Here is a 17,419-nt window from a genome sequence, read left to right on the forward strand (position 1 = left end):
GGTGGGAGTCAGGGATGCATTAGCGTGGATCATGAGCGGGTCTCTTCTGGCAGGTGGGTTGTTGAGGAACTTCCATCCTGCCGGGCGGGGCCCGCTCGTCTCATCTCAGCCCGTACCCCGTGGCAAGAACCTCATGACCCACAACACCTAGCGGGCGGGGCCGACGCCTAGACTCGGGGCATGACTCCCGAGTGGTGGATGGCGCTGGCCGCCCTGGTGCTCCTGGCCCTGCTGGTCGTCGTCGTGGTGGTGCTGGCGGCGCGCCAGGTCCGCCTCGGCGTGCAGCACAAGCGGATGCGTCTCCGGGTGGACGCCCTCGACGCGCGGGTGGGCGGCGTGCAGCGCCGGCTGGAGAAGGTGCCCGGGATCGGCACGGGCCGCCACGAGGTCGCGCTGGTGCTGAACCCCATCAAGACGAACGCGGGCCAGGTGCGGCGCGAGCTCGAGCGGCTCGCGGAGGCGGAGGGCCTCGGCGAGGTGCTCGTGCTCGAGACCCAGGAGGACGATCCCGGCACCGCGATGGCGCGGCAGGCCCTCGGCGCCGGCGCCCGGCTCGTGATCGCCGCGGGCGGCGACGGCACGGTCCGCACCGTGGCCGAGCAGCTGGCCGGCACCGACGTCGCCCTCGGCGTGGTGCCGCTGGGCACCGGGAACCTGCTGGCCCGGAACCTGGACCTGCCGATCAACGACGTCGAGCAATGCCTGCGGATCGCCGTGGGGGGCCGGCAGCGACGCATCGACACCGTGGACGTCCGCTTCACGCACGAGGACGGGCGCGTCACCCGGCAGACCTTCACCGTGATCGGTGGCGCCGGCTACGACGCGGACATCATGGGCGACACCAAGGATGAGCTGAAGGATCTGGCCGGCTGGCTGGCCTACAGCGAGGCCGGCATACGGCACCTGCGCGGCAAGCGGCACGAGGTGACCGTGGCCCTCGACGGCGGTCAGCCCCGCCGGTTCAAGGTGCGCACCGTGATGGTGGCCAACTGCGGGATGCTCACGGGCGGCGTCGAGCTGCTGCCCCAGGCCAAGCTCGACGACGGCCTCCTCGACGTCATGGTCCTCTCGCCCCGGCACGCGCTCGACTGGGCGCGGATCGCCGTGAAGACCGTGACCCGGCACCGCAGCTCCGTCCCCGCGATGCACACGGAGCAGGCCCAGCGCGTGAAGGTCGAGTTCGCCGAGCCGATGCCCTCCCAGCTCGACGGCGACGCCACGGGGGTCATCACCGCCCTCGACGCCCGGGTGCGGCCGGACTCGCTCGTCGTGATGCTCGTGGCCGAGGACGACGCCTCCGTCCGCGACGACGGCGTCTCCGCCGCCGCCCCCGTCCCGGAACCGGCCCCGCACATCTGACCCCCCGTCCCCGCTTTCGTTCGGGAAACGGCGGCTTCCCCAGCGCTTTCGTTCGGGAAACGGCGGCTTCCCCACCACTTTCGTTCGGGAAACGGGCGCCGGGGCGACGCGCGGACGGGAAGCGCGACGACGGCCCGTCGTCGCGGTGATCGTCCCGTTTCGTCAACGAAAGTCTCTCGAGGCCGCCGTTTCCCGAACGAAAGTGGCCCCCCGGGCCTCAGCGGGAGCGGAGGGACTCCACCCAGGCGCGGCCGGAGCGATACGCGGCGTCCGTGAACTCGGCCGGCACCCTCGTGGGCACGGGCTCGGCCTGCGCGTACGAGCCCAGGAACCGCAGGTCGGGGTACTCCCGGTACAGGGCCGCGAGCGCATCACCCACGCGGGCCTCCGCCAGGTGCCCCTCGAGGTCGAGGGAGAAGAAGTACCGCCCGATGCCCTCGCCGGTCGGCCGGGACTCGATGCGGGAGAGGTTCACCCCGCGCGTGGTGAACTCGGCCAGGATCTGCCCGAGGGCGCCGGGCCGGTCCTCCGGCAGCGGCACCACCAGCGTGGTCTTGTCCGCTCCCGTGGGCGCGGGCAGGGCCGTCGGCCGGGAGAGCAGCACGAAGCGCGTCACGGCGCCCGGCACGTCCTCGATCCGCTCGGCGAGCACCGGCAACCCGGTCTGCTCGGCCACGAGCGGGGCGCACACGGCGGCGTCGAAGTCGCCCTGGGCCACGAGGCCGGCCCCGGCCGCCGTCGACGGGGCGGGCGTGAAATCCACACCCGGCAGCGCCGTCTCGGCCCAGCCGCGCACCTGCGCCCAGGCGTGGGGGTGCGTGGTCACGCGCCGCACGTCCTCGATCGCAACGCCGGGCCGGCCCACGAGCACGAAGCTGATGGGCACGTGCACCTCCGCGAGGATCTGCAGCGTCTCCCCGAGGGCGATCTCGTCCACGGTGGCGGAGACGCCGCCCTCCACCGAGTTCTCGATGGGCACGACGGCGCGGTCCACCTCCCCCCTGCGCAGCGCCGCCACGGCGCTCAGCACGGAACCCGCCGACACGAACTCGGCCTCGGCCGGGTCCGCCACCTTCCGCAGGGCGGCCTCGGTGAAGGTGCCGGCCGGGCCGAGGAAGGCGTAGCGCAGGCGCGACGGCGTCGCGTCAGCGGAGCCCGTCCCCGTCACTTGACGGTGGGCTCGGCGTCGCCGTCGGCCTCCATCGGCTTGCCGGCCTCGAGCCACGCGCCGGAGCCGCCGGCCACGTTGATGGCCGAGTAGCCGCGGCCGGTCATGAACTCGGCGGCGCGGGCGGAGCGGCCGCCGGTGCGGCAGATCAGGTAGTAGTCCGTGTCCGGGTCCAGCTCCTCGAGCCGGTCCGGCAGCTGGCCCAGCGGGATGTGCTGGGCGCCGGCGGCGCGGCCCAGGGCCCACTCGTCGTCCTCGCGGACGTCCAGGATGGTTGCATCGGCGGGGATCTCGTTCACATCGACGGTCTCGAAGGCGCTCATGGCTTCAGCGTAGCCACCCGCCCGGACGTCCCAGGAAGGCCCCGCCGTCCATGACCCGGGCCACGCCCGTTAGGCTCGGCCGCATGCAGACCTCCGACGCCGCACCCGCCGCCGACGACGACCGCACCCCCTCCGCCCCCGGCCCGGCCCGGCTCCTGGGCCGCTCGGCCGTGCGCCTGCGGGAGGACCTCGCCGCCGGGGAGCTGAGCGCCCGGGAGGTCACGGAGGCCGCCCTCGCCGCGGCCCAGGCCCACGCGGACCTCGGCGCCTTCGCCCTCCTCGACGCCGAGGGCGCCCGGACCCGTGCCGCCGAGCTGGACGCGGCCCACCCGCGCGTCGGGCCCCGGGCCGTGCCCGGTCCGCACACCTCCCCCGCCCCGGACGACGACGGCGCCCCCGCCTCCCTGCACGGCCTTCCGCTGGCGTACAAGGACCTGATCGACGTGCGCGGGATGCCCACGCGGTTCGGCTCCGCCCTGCTGGCCGACGCGCCGCCGGCCGCGCAGGACGACCCGCTCGCGCTCCGCCTGCGCGGGGCCGGCACCGTCACCCTCGGCAAGACGACCGTGCCCGAGTTCGGCCTGGACTCCTACTCAGAGAACCTCGTCACGGCGCCGGCCCGCAACCCCCTGGACCCCACCCGCACCGCGGGAGGCTCCTCGGGCGGGGCCGCGGCCGCCGTCGCCGCGGGGATCCTGCCGTTCGCCCCGGGCTCGGACGGGGGCGGGTCCATCCGGATCCCCGCCGCCGCGTGCGGGCTCGTGGGCCTCAAGCCCGGCCGCGGGGAGCTGCCGATGGACGAGCACGCGGACACGGTCCGCAACCTCACGGTGTCGGGCCCGCTGGCCCACACGGTCGAGGACGCCGCCCTGCTCTACGACGTGCTGCTCTCCCCCGAGGGCCTGCCCGGCCGGGTGCTGCCGGACCTGCGCCGCACCGTGGAGACCGCCCGGGCCGGGGGCGCCGTCGACGCCCGCCGGATCGGCGTCACCACGGCCTCGCCCTTCGCCTCCGACCTCGAGATCTCCCTGGCCCGGCCCGCCGTCACCGCCCTGACGAAGGCCGCCGCCGCCCTGGACGCGGGCGGCCACGCGGTCGAGGACCTCTCCCCCTACTACGGCGAGGACTATCACCGGGACTTCCGCACGGTGTGGACCGCAGGACTGCTCCGGGCGCCGCTGCCGGAGGACGCCGAGGCCCACGTGGGCGCGGTGGCCGCGCACTTCCTGCGCACGGCCCGGGCCGCAGGGCGCGCCGAGCTCGACGACGCCGCCCACCGGCTCGAGGAGTGGGCGCGCGGGGTGCGGGCGCAGTTCGCCGCCGTCGACGTGGTGATGACCCCGGTGCTGGCCACCGCGCCCCCGCCGGTCGGCCACTTCCTGGCGATGGAGCCCGAGGCCAACTACGAGGCGCAGTGCGCGTTCACGCCCTACACCTCGATGGTCAACGTGCTCGGCCTGCCCGCGGTCGCGGTGCCCGTGCTCCGGGACGAGCGGGGCCTGAACTGGTCCGTCCAGCTCATCGGCCGGCCCGGCACGTCCGCGCCCCTGCTCGCCCTGGCCGCGCATCTCGAACTGCTGCTGGCCGGCTGAGCCGGCCGGTCAGGTCGAGGTGTAGTCGCCCAGGGAGATCCCGGCGATCACCAGGATCACGAGGAACACGACGGCGAGCAGCAGCAGGGCGAGGGACACGTAGTTCATCACGAGGCCGGCGATCGCCATGCCGCGGCCGTGGGGCTCCCGCTTGAGGCCCAGGTGACCGAGGACCACGCCCACGATCGGCGGGAGGAGGAACGTGAACCCGCCCACCACGGAGATGATGCCGAGGATCATGGACGCCGCCGAGCGGCCGACGCCCTCGGTCTGGCCGGGCTGCAGCGGGGCTCCGAAGCCGTGGCCGGGCGTGCCCTGCCCGTAGCCGTAGGCGGGGACGGTGTTCGCGTCCTGGCCGTAGCCGTACGGCTGCCCGTAGGCGGGGCGGGTCTGCTCCTCCTGCTCGGCGTACGAGGGGGCCCGGTCCCAGGCGGCGCGGTCGGCGTCGCCGGCCGGGGCGTCGGGCCAGCCGGCGGCGGAGGAGCCGGTGCCGGAGGAGCCCGCACCGGCCTCGGACCCGTACCAGCTCGGCCGGGCGGCCTCACGGCGCGGGTCGTGGGAGGCGTGGGGGTCGGTCATGACGGTCCTTCCGGTTCGGGGCGTCGCGGTCCGGTGCCGAGTCTAGGCGGTGCCCCCCGGACCCGGCCCGGCCCCGCGCCCCTGCTCCCCGGCCGTCCTCACCCGGGCCGGCCCACCGCCTTGAGGTACCCGGAGAACCCGCCGGGGGTCCGCCCCTCCAGGCGAGATGAGGTGAGCACGCGGGTGGTGTCCGTGGCGATCACGCGCACCCGGCGGCCGTCACCGCCGTCCCGCTCCCCCGCCAGGGCCCGCACGGCCTCGGCCAGGCCGACGTCCTCGTGCTCGGCCACCGGCGGGAACCCGCCCACGGCCTCGTACAGCGACCACGGCAGCCCCAGGTTCGCCCCGTGCACGTGCGCGTGCCCCTCCTCGTGCCGGTAGCCGCGGAGCCAGGCCTGCCGCAGCGGCCCCTGGCGCACGTCCACCGTGCCCAGCACGAGCGCCTCGTCGCGGCCGGCGGCCACGGTCTGCGCCAGCAGCCAGTCGGCGGGGACGCGGCTGTCCGCGTCGGTGGAGGCGAGCCAGAGGCGCTCGGCGGGCACGTCGGGGAACAGCGCGCGGGCCCGGCGGGCGCCCTCGAGGCGGGCCCGCCCGACGCCGGCCTGCCCGGCGGTCGGCTCCCCCAGTTCGAGGACGTGGATGCGCGGGTCGGCGGCGCGGGCCTCGAGGGCGGCGGCCACCGTGGCGTCGTCGCAGCGGTCCGCGGCGACCACGACCGCGGCCGTGCCCTGCGCGTGGTGCTCCTCCCAGCGGTCCAGGGCGGCGGTGAGGGCCGCGAGCGCGGCCGGCAGCCGCTCCTGCTCGTCCTTGGCGGGCACCACGACGACGGCGTGGGTCGCGGCGGCGGCCCGCACGTGGAGGCTGAGCCGGAAGTCGTCCTCCACGAGCTCGGTGCGCAGCCGCCAGCGCGGGTCGGCGGCGACGCGCGCGTGCACGGCGTCCCCGTCCAGCGGCCAGCCCTCGATGGGGTGGCGCCAGTGGCACAGCAGCAGCTCGCCGCCGGGGGCGAGCGCGGCGTCGGCGTCGTCGATCAGCGCGTCGAGCTCCTCGGGCTGCAGGAAGTAGCCGATCTCGGAGGCGATCACGAGGTCCGCGCCGGCGACGTCGGCCGGCCAGTCCGCGGGCAGCACGGCTCGGCGCACCTCGGCGTGCGGCGCGCCGGCCAGCCGGGCGGCGGCGCGCTCGACGGCGGTGGATGACGCCTCGAGGCCGACCACGCGGTCCGCGCGCGCGGCCACGTCCGCGGTGAGCACGCCGATGGACGCGCCCGCCTCGACCACGGTCCCGTAGCGGGGCCGGGGCAGGGCGGCGAGGGTGAGCGCCCGCTTGCGGGCCTCGTACGACGAGCTGAGGTAGCGCCACGGGTCCTCCTGGGCCCGGTAGAGCCGGTCGAAGACGGCGGCGGCCCGGTGGGCGTCGGCGTCGTCGGGGCCGGAGACGCGGTGGGCCTCGAACGGGCGCTCGTGGTGGGCGAGCACGGCGGGGCCCAGGATCGCCTCGTCGCCGGGCGCGGCGGAGAGGGGCCGGACCTGGGAGGCGTGCGCGTCGAGGGCGGCACGGCGGGCGGCACGGTCGTCGTCGGTGAGCGGGAGCCGTCGGTAGCGGCGGGCGGGCAGGTCGGCCGGGTCGGCCCAGTGCCAGAACCAGATGGGGAAGGCGTAGAGCGGCAGGTCGCACTCGCCCGCGACCGAGCCGACGGCCCGGCCCACGGCCTCGTGGTCCGCGTGGCCGTCGCCCGGGTCGTGGGAGGCGAGCACGGCGGGGCCGGGGTGGGCGTCGAGGGCCGCGGCGACGGCGTCGCGCACGGCGTCCTCGTGCTCGGCCACGCCGGAGTCGGGCAGGGCCAGGGATGCCCAGGTCAGCCGGTCCCGCGCCGGGGAGCCGGGGCCTGCGGAGGCGGGCAGGCCGGCGGCGAGGGCGTCGAGGGCGTGCTCCATCTCGTCCCGGCGCAGCCGGACCAGGTCCGCGGGCGTGTGCGTGGGCGAGTGCGGGTGGGAGGCCTCGCCGGCGGTGGCGACCAGCACGTGCACGCGTGCCCCGTCGCGCAGGGCGGAGCGGATCAGGCCGGTGGCGGCGAGGGTCTCGTCGTCCGGGTGCGCCACGGCCACGAGCAGCAGCGTCTGCGCGTCCCAGACGGGCAGGCGCAGCTCCGGCAGCTCACCGACGCCGCCCTCGGCCCAGGCCGCCTCGGACGTGCCGTCGTCGGTGTGGGAGAAGCTCACCACGTCCAGCCGCCGTCGGTCTCGCCGGTCAGGAGCGCGGCGCCCAGCCGGGCGTCGTCGCGGTGTCCGTGGTGCTGGCGCAGGTAGACCTGCAGGTCGGCCACGGCGCGGGCGTGCGCGGCGCTGCCGGTGAGCGGGCCGGGGCCGGTGGCCTGCCCGACGACGTCCATCACCTCGGTGCACAGCTGCGCCACGGTGCCGCGGATCCGGTCGGCCTCGACCATGCCGCGGCCGTGGTCCAGGCGGCCGGCGTCCACGTCGTCGGCGGCACGGGCGAGCAGGGCGGCCATCGCATGGAGCAGCCGGTCGACGCGGCCGAGCGCGGCCTGGCCGATCTGGTCCGGGCCCGGTCCGCGGCCCTCGGCCTCGGCGGCCGCGCGGGCGGCGGTGGCGTTCCGCAGGGTGCGGGCGATGCCGACGGCGCCGCCGAACCACACCGCCGCCACGCCGATGCCGCCCCACGCGAAGCCGGGCCGGCGCAGGTACCACTCGGCGCCGCCGACGGCGTTGCCGGGGACGGCGTCGAAGGCCAGGCCCACCGTGCGGATCGGGGCGAGGCCGAGCGCGGGCCAGGCCGAGTCGGTCTCGGCCACGCCGGGGTGGGACAGGTCCACGAGCACGGCACGGCGGGTGCCGTCCGCCTCCCGGCCGGTGACGACGGCGGCCGCGCACCGGTCTGCGAGCGAGCACCACGGCTTCTCGCCGTCGAGCAGCCAGGCGGTGTCGGGGCCGTCCGGGGCGGGGCGGAGGGCCGGGGTGCGGCCGCCGGACTCGGAGGCGTAGACGCCGAGCAACCCGGCCGGGGCGGGGACGCCGGCCTGGGACAGGATTGAGAGCGCGTCCAGATGGGGCTCGAGCACGCGGGCGGCCGAGAGGTCCTGCGCGGCGACGGAGGCGAGCAGCTCCCACTGCTCCCGGGTGCGCCCCGCGCCGGTCAGCGGCAGGTCGAGCGGGGCGGCGTCGTCGTCGGACGCGGCGCCGGACGCCGCACGGAGCAGCTCGACCATCGCGTCGACGTCGCCGCCGCAGGCCGCGGCGGCCGCGAGGAGGGCCTGCTCGGCCGGGCGGTCCACGGCTCCACCCGGGACGAGACGGACGGGCTCGGGCTGGGCCATGGGTGGGGACCTCCTCGTCGACGGCGCCCGGGCCGGTGCGCCCCGGGGTCGAGGATTCACCGTAGTCAGCACGGGGACGGCGGGGAATGGCCGGTGCGCCGGGGGCGAAGCGGCCCGCTCTTTCTTGACATGTTCCAGAGAACCGGATGGGATCGACTGGCATGGAGACCACGACGCGGGACGAGGACGAGCGCACGCTGCTGCGCGGCGTCGGCCTGCGCGTGACCCGGCCCCGCCTCGCGGTGCTGACCGCCCTCGCCGACCACCCCCACGCGGACGCGTCCACCGTGCTGGCCGCCGTCCGTCGGGCCCTGCCCGGCACCTCGCACCAGGCCGTCTACGACTGCCTCCACGCGCTCACCGAGGCCGGGCTCGTGCGCTCCCTGCAGCCCGCCGGCTCCCCGGCCCGCTACGAGATCTGCACGGGCGACAACCACCACCACCTCGTGTGCCGCGGCTGCGGCACGGTCGTGGACGTGCCGTGCCGCACCGGCTCCGCACCGTGCCTCGACGCCCCCGAGGACCACGGCTTCGCGGTCGACGAGGCCGAGGTCTACTACTGGGGGCTGTGCGCCGGCTGCCGAGGGTGACCGCCGGCGTCGTCCCGCTGGGCCGCGCGTCTTCCCCCGTCCGCCCGCCCGTGCCAAGGTGTGGCACATGACCGAGAACACCGCCGCCCTGCCCCCCTCCGAGCGTCCCGGCACCCCCGCCCTGCCGCAGGACCTGATCGACGTCGACGCCCTCCTGGAGGCGTACCGCACCGGTCACCCGGACGTGACGGACCCGGCGCAGAAGGTCGTGTTCGGCACCTCCGGCCACCGCGGCTCCGCGTTCACGACCTCGTTCAACGACGACCACATCGCCGCCATCACGCAGGCCGTGGTCGAGTATCGCGCGCACCACGGGATCACGGGGCCGGTCCTCGTCGGCAAGGACACGCACGCCCTGTCCGGGCCCGCGCAGGACACCGCCGTCGAGGTGCTGCTCGGCAACGACGTCGAGGTGCTCGTCGACTCCCGCGGCGGCTACACGCCCACCCCCGCCGTGTCCCACGCGATCCTGCACCTGAACGCCGGGCGCGAGCTGTCGCCGTCGGGCTTCGCGGTGGACGGGGACAACGCCGGCCTCGTGGACGGCCTCGTGATCACCCCCTCGCACAACCCGCCCGCGGACGGCGGCTTCAAGTACAACCCGCCCCACGGCGGCCCCGCGGACACCGAGGCGACCACGTGGATCGCCGACCGCGCCAACGAGCTGCTCGCCGCCGGGCAGGCGGGCGTGCACCGGGTGGCGAGCGCCGACGTCGCCGGCCACGCGAAGCTGGGCGGCTTCGACTTCCTGGACCGGTACGTGTCCGATCTGCCGCAGGTGATCGACGTGGAGGCGATCCGCAAGGCGGGCGTGCGCATCGGTGCCGACCCCATGGGCGGGGCGTCCGTGGCGTACTGGGGCGAGATCGCCGACCGCCACGGGCTGGATCTGACCGTGGTGAACCCGGAGGTGGACCCGCGGTTCGGGTTCATGACGCTGGACTGGGACGGCAAGATCCGCATGGACTGCTCGTCGCCGAACGCGATGGCCTCGCTGATCGAGCGGATGACCCCGGACGCGGACGGGCACGCGCCCTTCGACGTCGCCACCGGCAACGACGCCGACGCGGACCGGCACGGGATCGTCACCCCCGACGGCGGGCTGATGAACCCGAACCACTACCTCGCCGTGGCCATCGACTACCTGTACCGCCACCGCCAGCAGTGGCCCCAGAGCGCGGGCGTGGGCAAGACCCTGGTGAGCTCGTCGATGATCGACCGCGTGGCCGGGGACCTGGGCCGCGAGCTCGTGGAGGTGCCGGTGGGCTTCAAGTGGTTCGTGCCGGGCCTGCTGACGGGCACCGGCGTGTTCGGCGGCGAGGAGTCCGCGGGCGCGTCCTTCGTGCAGTTCGACGGCAGCCCGTGGTCCACGGACAAGGACGGGCTGCTGCTGTGCCTGCTGGCCGCGGAGATCATCGCCGTGACGGGCCAGTCCCCGTCCGAGCGGTACCGCGACCTCGTCGCCCTGCACGGCGACCCGGCGTACGCGCGCATCGACGCCCCCGCGACCGCCGAGCAGAAGGCGAAGCTGAAGACCCTCTCCCCCGACGACGTCCCCGTGACCGAGCTGGCCGGCGAGACCATCCTCGCGACGCTGACCAACGCCCCGGGCAACGACGCCCCGATCGGCGGGCTCAAGGTGGTCACGCAGCACGCGTGGTTCGCGGCGCGGCCCTCCGGCACCGAGGACGTCTACAAGATCTACGCGGAGTCCTTCCGTGGCCCCGAGCACCTGACGCAGGTGCAGGCGGAGGCCCAGAAGCTGGTGGACGCGGTCATCGGCTGACACCCGCCCCCGTCCGCTTTCGTTCGGGAAACGGCGGCGTGTCGCACCGCTTTCGTTCGGGAAACGGCCGGGCGCGCGCGCCGTTTCCCGAACGAAAAGACCCTGGGGGCGCCCTCTTCCGAACGAAAGTGCGCGGGTCGCGCGGGGGACGACGACGGCGCCCCGCCCTGCCGTCGCACAGGGCGGCTCGGTAGCGTGGCCGACATGAGCACGCAGCCCCCCGGTCTGACCACCGACGCCCCCGACACCCCCGACGACGATCCGGTTCGCGAGCCGTTGCCCACCGAGGCCCTGCCGATCGCGCCGGCCGGGCCCCGACCCGAGGAGCCGCGGGCCGCCGTCGAGCGGCTGCGCGCCGCCGCCCGCTCCCGCGCCGCCCACCCGCGCGCGGTGCGGGTGCGCCAGCTCAAGGGCCTGAAGCGGATGCTGACCGAGCACGCGGACCGGTTCGTCGCGGCGCTCGGCACGGACCTGGGCAAGCCGGCCACCGAGGCCCTGATCACGGAGATCGTCTCGGTGCGCTCCGAGGTGGACCACGCGCTGCTGCACCTGACCGACTGGATGGAGCCGCGGCCCGTGAAGCTGCCGCTGGCCCTGCGGCCCGCGAGCGCGGAGGTCCGGCCGCGGCCCAAGGGTCTCGTGCTGGTCATCGGCGCGTGGAACTACCCGGTGCAGCTCGCGCTCGCCCCGGTCGTGGGTGCGCTGGCGGCCGGCAACACGGTGGTGCTCAGCCCGTCGGAGAAGGCCCCGGCCACGGCGGCGGCGCTGCGGGAGCTGGTGCCGCAGTACCTGGACTCCGCGCTGGTCTCCGTGGTGGCGGGCGGCAAGGAGTGCAACACCGCGCTGCTGGCGGAGCCGTGGGACCACATCCTCTACACCGGCGGGGAGCGCGTGGGCCGGATCGTCTACGAGGCGGCGGCGAAGACCCTCTCCCCCGTGACGCTCGAGCTGGGAGGCAAGTCGCCGGCGGTGGTGACGCCGTCGCGGAACACGGGCGCGATGGCCCGCCGCATCGCATGGGCGAAGTTCACCAACGCGGGCCAGACGTGCGTGGCCCCGGACTACGTGCTGGCCGTCGGCGAGGCCGCGCTGCGCCAGGTGACCGCCGAGATCCCCGCCGCCCTGCGCGAGTTCTACGGCGACGACCCCCGCGCGTCGAAGGACTACGGCCGGCTCATCTCCGCCGAGCACGCGGAGCGGCTGCGGGAGATGCTCCAGACGGACCTCGACGCCGGCGCCGAGCTGCTCGTCGGCGGCGACGTGGATGTGGCAGGACGGTACATGGCGCCGACCGTGGTGACGGGCGTGCGGCCCGACGGCGCGCTCATGCAGGAGGAGCTGTTCGGCCCGATCCTGCCCGTGCTGACCGTGGACACCTTCCAGGACGCCCTGGACTTCATCGCGGAGCGCCCGCACCCGCTGGCCGCCTACCTCTTCACGGACCGGCCGAGCTACCACCGCGCGTTCGACGACCAGGTGCAGGCCGGCGGCCTCGGCTACGACGTCGGCCTGCTGCACGCCGGCATCGCGACGCTGCCGTTCGGCGGGATCGGCGCGTCCGGGATGGGCGCGTACCACGGCATCCACGGGTTCGAGACGTTCTCCCACCTGCGCCCGTCCATCACGAAGTCGGACCAAGTGGACACGCTCAAGACCGCGTACCCGCCGTACGGGCGGATGAAGCGGGCGCTGCTGCCGAAGATGCTCTGAGGGGTGGTGCCGGTGCCCGGCTGGGCCCCGCTGCACCCCGCGCTTTCGAACGTGAGATGGGGCCTATCTCACGTTCGAAAGCGCCCATAGCCCCGATGTCACGTTCGAAAGTCGGCCGCGGGCCGCGGGCGGGGGTCAGCGCTGCGGCCAGAGTCCGCGGCGGGCGTAGACCTCGGCGAGGACGTCGGCGCGGTCGGTCATGATCCCGTCGACACCGAGGTCGAGCAGGCGCTCGATCTCCGCGGGCTCGTCCACGACCCACACGTGCACCGGCAGGCCCGCCGCGTGGCACCGCCGCACGAAGTCGGCGGTGGCCACGGGCACGCGGCCGTGCCGGACGGGCACCTGCACGCAGTCGACGTCGAGGGCGCACCGGCGCAGCCAGCGGGTCAGTCCCAGCGGGCCCAGCGTCACGAGCGCCGCGATGGCGGCCGCCCCGCCCGACGTCGCCACCCGCTCCGGCCCGTACGCCCGCTCGGGGTGGCCGAGGCGGGCGAGGGCGCGCCGGAAGAGGCGGCGCCGCGAGTCGTGGAACGAGGCGACGAGCACGCGGTCCCACGCGCCGTGCTCGGCGAGGATGCGGGCCAGGGCCGGGGCCGACGCGCGGTCCTTGAGGTCCACGTTGAGGCGCGCCTCGGGGAGCGCCGTGAGCAGTTCGGTGAAGCGCAGCAGCGGCTCCCCGCCGACCGTGACGTCCGCCAGCCGCTCCCACGTGTGGTCGTGCAGCCGGCCGCGGCCGGTGCTGACGCGGTCCAGGGTGTCGTCGTGGAAGACGACGAGCTCGCCGTCCGCCGTGGTGCGCACGTCCAGCTCGAGGTAGGTGAACCCGGCGGCGTGGGCGTCCACGAACGCGGCCAGGGAGTTCTCCCGGTCGACGGCGGCGCCCCGGTGCGCGAACCCCAGCGGGTGGCCGCGACGGGCGGGGACGGAGTCGGTGAGGTAGGCGGGGGCGGGACGGGGCGAGGTCGGACGCACGGGATCACCGTAGCGGGGACGGACGGCCGAGTGCCCGCTGCCGCAGCCGGGAACGCGAGAGGTCGGAATGAGCGTCAGATCCGCCCTCATTCCGACCTCTCGCGCGACAGGAGGGGCCGAAGCGCCCGCCCTCAGTCCTCCGCCGGCAGCTCCAGCATGGGGCGGTGCTCGTAGAAGGTCTGCAGCACCACGGTGGTCCGGGTGGACACGGACGCCGTCTGGCGGATCTCCGTCACGAGGGCCTCGAGTTCGCGCGGCGAGCCCACGCGCACGAAGAGCATGTACGCGGCGTCGCCGGCCACGGAATGGCACGCCTCGATCGCCGCGATGGACTCGAGGAGCTCGGGGGCGTCGTCGGGCTGACGCGGGTCCAGCGGGCTGATCTCGATGAAGGCGGAGAGCGGCTTGCCCACGGCCTCGGGGTCGAGCAACGCGCGGTAGCCCGTGATCACGCCCGTGCTCTCGAGCCGGCGCAGGCGCGCCTGCACCGCGGACGTCGACAGGCCGACCCGCTCGGAGAGCTGGGCGAGCGTGGCGCGCGGGTCATGGGAGACGGCGGCCGCGAGCCGCGTGTCGACAGGGTCGTCCATGCGCCGCACGCTATCAGCCGGCCCCGGCCGCCGGGTTGACAGCCCCGTGCCCTCATGGAACCCTTCCGGCAAGTGATCTGCGTCACCGGATATTTTCCGGCGATTCGACCCCAGGAGGGTTCCATGTCCACCACTCTGCAGCCCGCCCGGACCGACGTCGTCGTCCCGGAGACCCCGGCTGACGCGCGCACCGTCGAGACCCACCCGGCCTGGCTCCGCCTCAAGGCCGCCGCCACCGCCCTGCAGCCCCTGCAGGTCAAGGACGGCTCCATCCCGGACCCGGCGGACCACGCCGCCGCGCGTGAGCACGTGGAGACCATCGTCGCCGCCGTCGAGGAGCTCGCCCCGCTCTTCCCGCACGACGCCGCCTACCTCACCGCCCTGCCCCGCGACTTCGCCCGCTGGGCCGACGGCGGCTTCGCCGAGCCCGACTTCCTGGACTCCCTCGTCGCCTTCCAGCCGCAGGACCACCGTGTCGACGGCGTCCGGCACCTCGTGGTCTTCCCGATGTACACGCAGAACGGCTCCCCCGACCGGCACGTGGAGGCCCTCGTCGTCGAGACCATCTGGCCCGAGTTCATCGCCGCACTGGAAGCCGGCGACTACGGCAACCGCCTCTTCCTCTCCCTGCGCCTGATCGACTTCACCCCCGGCTACGACACGAACTCCGCCGTGCTCTTCCCCGAGACCGTGGCCATGCGCGAGATCCCCACCTTCACGTGGGGCGCCATCTTCCAGGACCGCGAGGCCGCCCGCTTCCGCCGGGTCGTCACCGCCGCCGCCGAGATCACCCAGCTCGAGCTCCCGGCCGAGCTCGCCGAACTGCTCTCCAGCCAGGAGCTCGCCGAGGGCACCTTCGTGATGTGGGATCTCATCCACGACCGCACGCACATGCGTGGCGACCTGCCCTTCGACCCGTTCATGATCAAGCAGCGCATGCCCTTCTTCCTCTACACGCTCGAGGAGATGCGCTGCGACATGACCGCCTTCCGCGAGTGCGTGGCGATCGAGCGCCGCCTCACGGCGCGCGCCGCCGCCGGCGAGCAGCTCACCGGGCTCGAGGAGCAGACCCGCCGCCACGCCGGGCTCGTCCAGCACGCGGTCCTGTTCGACCGGGTCTTCCGCTTCGCCCTCACGGGCTCCCGCGTCCGCAACTACGACGGCCTCGGCGGCCAGCTGCTCTTCGCCTGGCTGCACCGCAAGGACGTGATCCAGTGGCGCGACGTCGAGCTCAGCGTGGACTGGGACCGGCTCGCCGACGCCGTCGTCGAGCTGGGCGACGCCATCGACACGCTCTACTGGGAGTCCATCGACCGCCCCAAGACCGTGCACTGGCTCAAGGCCTACGAGCTCGTCGCCTCCGTGGTCACCCCGCACCCCGCCTCCGTGTGGGCGCAGGGCCTGCCCCGTGAGGTCCTCGCCGGCCCGCCCAAGGGCTACACCGACCTCGTGCTCGACGACGAGTTCCCGCTGTCCATGTTCTTCGAGGCCCTCGAGAAGAAGATGCGCGGCGTCATCGAGTCCACCGCCGGGATCCGCGGCACGGACGCCTGACCCGTGGCCGCCCTGACCGACCGCGCCGTCCTGATCGCGGGCGCCACGAGCGACTCGGGCCGGGCCGCCGCCCGCACGCTCCTCGACGCCGGCGCGCACGTCGTCGCGACCGGGCGCGACGCCGCGAAGCTCGCCCCCCTCGCCGGCCTCGGCGCCGAGACCGCGACCCTGGACCTCACGGACGAGACCGCCGTCCGCGGCCTCGTGGAGGACCTGCACGCCCGCGGCACCCGGATCGACGGCCTGCTCCACCTGGTGGGCGGCTGGCGCGGCGGCGGGGGCCTCGCCGGTCAGACCGAGGCGGACTACCGCGCCCTGGAGGCCTCGTTCACGGCGCTGCGGCACGTGAGCCGGGCCCTCGACGACGACCTGCGGGACTCGTCCGCCGGTCGCCTCGCGATCGCCTCGTCCACGGCGGTGGCCCGGCCGCTCGCCGGCGGCGCGAACTACGCCGCGGTGAAGGCGGCAAGCGAGGCATGGACCCGCGCGGTGGCGCAGGGCTGGGCCAAGGCCGCCCGGGACGCAGAGACCCCGCTGCGCTCGGCGGCCGTCGTGTTCCGTCTGAAGTCCCTCGCCGGGCTCGAGGAACGGCTGGCCGAGGAGTACGCGCGACTGTGGGAGGCTGAGGCGGGCGCGCTGAACGACGCCGTCCTCACGCTCCAGGAGAAGGGAACGTAACTGACATGCAGAGGATCCACGATCCGCAGGAGCGGGGCTTCGCCTCGGACAACTACTCCGGCGTCCACCCGGAGGTGCTCGCGGCGATCGCCGAGGCCAACGGGGGCCACCAGGTCGCCTACGGCGAGGACGTGTACACGGCCCGCCTCCAGGAGGTCGTGGCCCAGCACTTCGGCGAGGACGCCACCGTGTGGCCGATGTTCAACGGCACCGGGGCGAACGTCGTCGGGCTCCAGGCCATGCTGCCCCGCTGGGGCGCGGTGATCTGCGCGGACACCGCGCACATCCATGTGGACGAGGGCGGCGCGCCGGAGAAGTCCGCCGGCATCAAGCTGCTGCCCGTGGCCACCGACGACGGCAAGCTCACGCCCGAGCTGATCGCCGCCGAGGCCTGGGGCTGGGGCGACGAGCACCGCGCCCAGCCCCTGGTCGTGTACCTCACCCAGTCCACCGAGCTCGGCACGGTCTACACCCCGGACGAGGTCAAGGCCATCACGGACTACGCCCACGAGCACGGGATGCGCGTCTACATGGACGGGGCCCGCATCGCCAACGCCGCGGCCTCCCTGGGCCTGCCGCTGCGCGCCTTCACCACCGACGTCGGCGTGGACGTGCTCTCCCTCGGCGGCACCAAGAACGGGGCGCTGCTGGCCGAGGCCGTCGTCGTGCTCGACCCGGACGCCGCGGACGGCCTCGTGTACCTGCGCAAGAACCAGATGCAGCTGGCCTCGAAGATGCGCTTCGTCTCGGCGCAGCTGCTCGCGCTGTTCGACGGCGACCTGTACCTGCGCTCCGCCCGCCACGCCAACGCCATGGCCGCCCGGCTGCGCGCCGGCATCGAGGCGGGGGTCGCCGACGGCTCGCTGGCCGGCGTCGAGTTCACGCAGGCCACGGACGCCAACGCCGTGTTCGCCGTGCTGCCCGAGGGCGTGGCCGACCGGCTGCGCACCCGCTTCCGGTTCTACGACTGGGACGTGGCGCGCCGCGAGGTGCGCTGGGTGTGCGGCTTCGATACGACCGAGGAGGACGTGGACGCGTTCACGGCGGCGCTGCGCGCCGAACTCGTCCCCGCCGTCTGACGGACGCGCCCGGCCGGGATACCCTTCTACCACCGTGCAGCAGGGTGGGACGCCGCGGCCTTCGACGCGCGTCCGACCGCTCCTCCACCGAAAGGCCAC

The 17,419-nt window shown here is 75.0% G+C and carries 15 protein-coding genes; 8 read left to right on the forward strand and 7 right to left on the reverse strand.

What is annotated here, in order from left to right; genetic code table 11:
• The first annotated feature begins 180 nt into the window (after positions 1 to 180).
• A complete protein-coding gene (locus ACUJ8O_RS08980; protein ID WP_122054846.1) occupies positions 181 to 1,359 on the forward strand; it encodes a diacylglycerol/lipid kinase family protein in 1,179 nt (392 codons plus the stop codon).
• Positions 1,360 to 1,576: 217 nt separating this feature from the next.
• Here the strand turns inward: ACUJ8O_RS08980 and pheA are convergent, their stop codons facing one another.
• On the reverse strand, positions 1,577 to 2,527 hold the full coding sequence (pheA, locus tag ACUJ8O_RS08985) for a prephenate dehydratase (RefSeq protein ID WP_010079683.1): 951 nt from the start codon (positions 2,525 to 2,527) through the stop codon (positions 1,577 to 1,579).
• Positions 2,524 to 2,850: a rhodanese-like domain-containing protein gene (locus ACUJ8O_RS08990; RefSeq protein WP_002858251.1), complete on the reverse strand. Its 327-nt coding sequence runs from the start codon at positions 2,848 to 2,850 to the stop codon at positions 2,524 to 2,526. The genes pheA and ACUJ8O_RS08990 overlap by 4 nt, the downstream gene beginning before the upstream one ends.
• Positions 2,851 to 2,933: 83 nt before the next feature.
• On the opposite strand from ACUJ8O_RS08990, the gene ACUJ8O_RS08995 reads away from it, so the two are divergent.
• The gene (locus tag ACUJ8O_RS08995; protein ID WP_095347444.1) at positions 2,934 to 4,442 is read left to right on the forward strand and encodes an amidase; all 1,509 of its coding nucleotides are present in this window, start codon (positions 2,934 to 2,936) and stop codon (positions 4,440 to 4,442) included.
• Between the two features lie 9 nt (positions 4,443 to 4,451).
• Here the strand turns inward: ACUJ8O_RS08995 and ACUJ8O_RS09000 are convergent, their stop codons facing one another.
• The 3 genes from ACUJ8O_RS09000 to ACUJ8O_RS09010 form a co-directional block, all read right to left on the reverse strand.
• The gene (locus tag ACUJ8O_RS09000) at positions 4,452 to 5,021 is read right to left on the reverse strand and encodes a DUF4190 domain-containing protein (RefSeq protein WP_095347443.1); all 570 of its coding nucleotides are present in this window, start codon (positions 5,019 to 5,021) and stop codon (positions 4,452 to 4,454) included.
• Positions 5,022 to 5,119: 98 nt separating this feature from the next.
• Positions 5,120 to 7,243: a PIG-L family deacetylase gene (locus ACUJ8O_RS09005; RefSeq protein ID WP_095347446.1), complete on the reverse strand. Its 2,124-nt coding sequence runs from the start codon at positions 7,241 to 7,243 to the stop codon at positions 5,120 to 5,122.
• Complete coding sequence (locus ACUJ8O_RS09010; protein ID WP_336643945.1) at positions 7,240 to 8,358, reverse strand: acyl-CoA hydrolase; 1,119 nt, start codon at positions 8,356 to 8,358, stop codon at positions 7,240 to 7,242. The genes ACUJ8O_RS09005 and ACUJ8O_RS09010 overlap by 4 nt, the downstream gene beginning before the upstream one ends.
• Positions 8,359 to 8,519: 161 nt before the next feature.
• On the opposite strand from ACUJ8O_RS09010, the gene ACUJ8O_RS09015 reads away from it, so the two are divergent.
• The 3 genes from ACUJ8O_RS09015 to ACUJ8O_RS09025 all read left to right on the forward strand — a co-directional run bounded on the left by ACUJ8O_RS09015 (position 8,520) and on the right by ACUJ8O_RS09025 (position 12,444).
• Positions 8,520 to 8,948 (forward strand): Fur family transcriptional regulator, encoded by a 429-nt coding sequence (locus ACUJ8O_RS09015; RefSeq protein WP_061867217.1) that lies wholly within the window; start codon positions 8,520 to 8,522, stop codon positions 8,946 to 8,948.
• Between the two features lie 67 nt (positions 8,949 to 9,015).
• Positions 9,016 to 10,734: a phosphoglucomutase (alpha-D-glucose-1,6-bisphosphate-dependent) gene (pgm, locus tag ACUJ8O_RS09020; protein WP_445373323.1), complete on the forward strand. Its 1,719-nt coding sequence runs from the start codon at positions 9,016 to 9,018 to the stop codon at positions 10,732 to 10,734.
• A gap of 204 nt (positions 10,735 to 10,938) precedes the next feature.
• Positions 10,939 to 12,444, forward strand: a complete 1,506-nt coding sequence (locus ACUJ8O_RS09025) for an aldehyde dehydrogenase family protein (protein WP_445373324.1) — start codon at positions 10,939 to 10,941, stop codon at positions 12,442 to 12,444.
• A 135-nt stretch (positions 12,445 to 12,579) separates the two neighbouring features.
• On the opposite strand, the gene ACUJ8O_RS09030 is transcribed toward ACUJ8O_RS09025, so the two are convergent.
• Together ACUJ8O_RS09030 and ACUJ8O_RS09035 are read right to left on the reverse strand one after the other, a co-directional pair.
• Positions 12,580 to 13,419, reverse strand: coding sequence for a glycerophosphodiester phosphodiesterase (locus ACUJ8O_RS09030; RefSeq protein WP_095347440.1), 840 nt, complete (start codon positions 13,417 to 13,419; stop codon positions 12,580 to 12,582).
• 131 nt (positions 13,420 to 13,550) lie between these two features.
• Complete coding sequence (locus tag ACUJ8O_RS09035) at positions 13,551 to 14,009, reverse strand: Lrp/AsnC family transcriptional regulator (protein WP_044659859.1); 459 nt, start codon at positions 14,007 to 14,009, stop codon at positions 13,551 to 13,553.
• A 123-nt stretch (positions 14,010 to 14,132) separates the two neighbouring features.
• On the opposite strand from ACUJ8O_RS09035, the gene ACUJ8O_RS09040 reads away from it, so the two are divergent.
• From ACUJ8O_RS09040 to ACUJ8O_RS09050, 3 genes are read left to right on the forward strand one after another with little or no spacing between them, the layout of a single operon-like run.
• Positions 14,133 to 15,563 (forward strand): DUF6421 family protein, encoded by a 1,431-nt coding sequence (locus ACUJ8O_RS09040; RefSeq protein WP_095347439.1) that lies wholly within the window; start codon positions 14,133 to 14,135, stop codon positions 15,561 to 15,563.
• Positions 15,564 to 15,566: 3 nt separating this feature from the next.
• Positions 15,567 to 16,241, forward strand: a complete 675-nt coding sequence (locus tag ACUJ8O_RS09045) for an SDR family NAD(P)-dependent oxidoreductase (protein WP_036337160.1) — start codon at positions 15,567 to 15,569, stop codon at positions 16,239 to 16,241.
• A gap of 5 nt (positions 16,242 to 16,246) precedes the next feature.
• Positions 16,247 to 17,320, forward strand: a complete 1,074-nt coding sequence (locus ACUJ8O_RS09050) for a threonine aldolase family protein (RefSeq protein WP_036337158.1) — start codon at positions 16,247 to 16,249, stop codon at positions 17,318 to 17,320.
• Positions 17,321 to 17,419: the final 99 nt, after the last annotated feature.

It is taken from the genome of Micrococcus sp. EWR3.9.1 (assembly GCF_052615555.1).

Bases quoted from the DNA above. Each gene is read 5' to 3' on its own strand.
- ACUJ8O_RS08995 (WP_095347444.1), top strand. From the start codon at position 2,934: ATGCAGACCTCCGACGCCGCACCCGCCGCCGACGACGACCGCACCCCC.
- ACUJ8O_RS09015 (WP_061867217.1), top strand. From the start codon at position 8,520: ATGGAGACCACGACGCGGGACGAGGACGAGCGCACGCTGCTGCGCGGC.
- ACUJ8O_RS08980 (WP_122054846.1), top strand. From the start codon at position 181: ATGACTCCCGAGTGGTGGATGGCGCTGGCCGCCCTGGTGCTCCTGGCC.
- ACUJ8O_RS09040 (WP_095347439.1), top strand. From the start codon at position 14,133: ATGTCCACCACTCTGCAGCCCGCCCGGACCGACGTCGTCGTCCCGGAG.
- ACUJ8O_RS09035 (WP_044659859.1), bottom strand. From the start codon at position 14,009: ATGGACGACCCTGTCGACACGCGGCTCGCGGCCGCCGTCTCCCATGAC.
- ACUJ8O_RS09010 (WP_336643945.1), bottom strand. From the start codon at position 8,358: ATGGCCCAGCCCGAGCCCGTCCGTCTCGTCCCGGGTGGAGCCGTGGAC.
- ACUJ8O_RS09000 (WP_095347443.1), bottom strand. From the start codon at position 5,021: ATGACCGACCCCCACGCCTCCCACGACCCGCGCCGTGAGGCCGCCCGG.
- ACUJ8O_RS09025 (WP_445373324.1), top strand. From the start codon at position 10,939: ATGAGCACGCAGCCCCCCGGTCTGACCACCGACGCCCCCGACACCCCC.
- ACUJ8O_RS08990 (WP_002858251.1), bottom strand. From the start codon at position 2,850: ATGAGCGCCTTCGAGACCGTCGATGTGAACGAGATCCCCGCCGATGCA.
- ACUJ8O_RS09050 (WP_036337158.1), top strand. From the start codon at position 16,247: ATGCAGAGGATCCACGATCCGCAGGAGCGGGGCTTCGCCTCGGACAAC.
- pgm (WP_445373323.1), top strand. From the start codon at position 9,016: ATGACCGAGAACACCGCCGCCCTGCCCCCCTCCGAGCGTCCCGGCACC.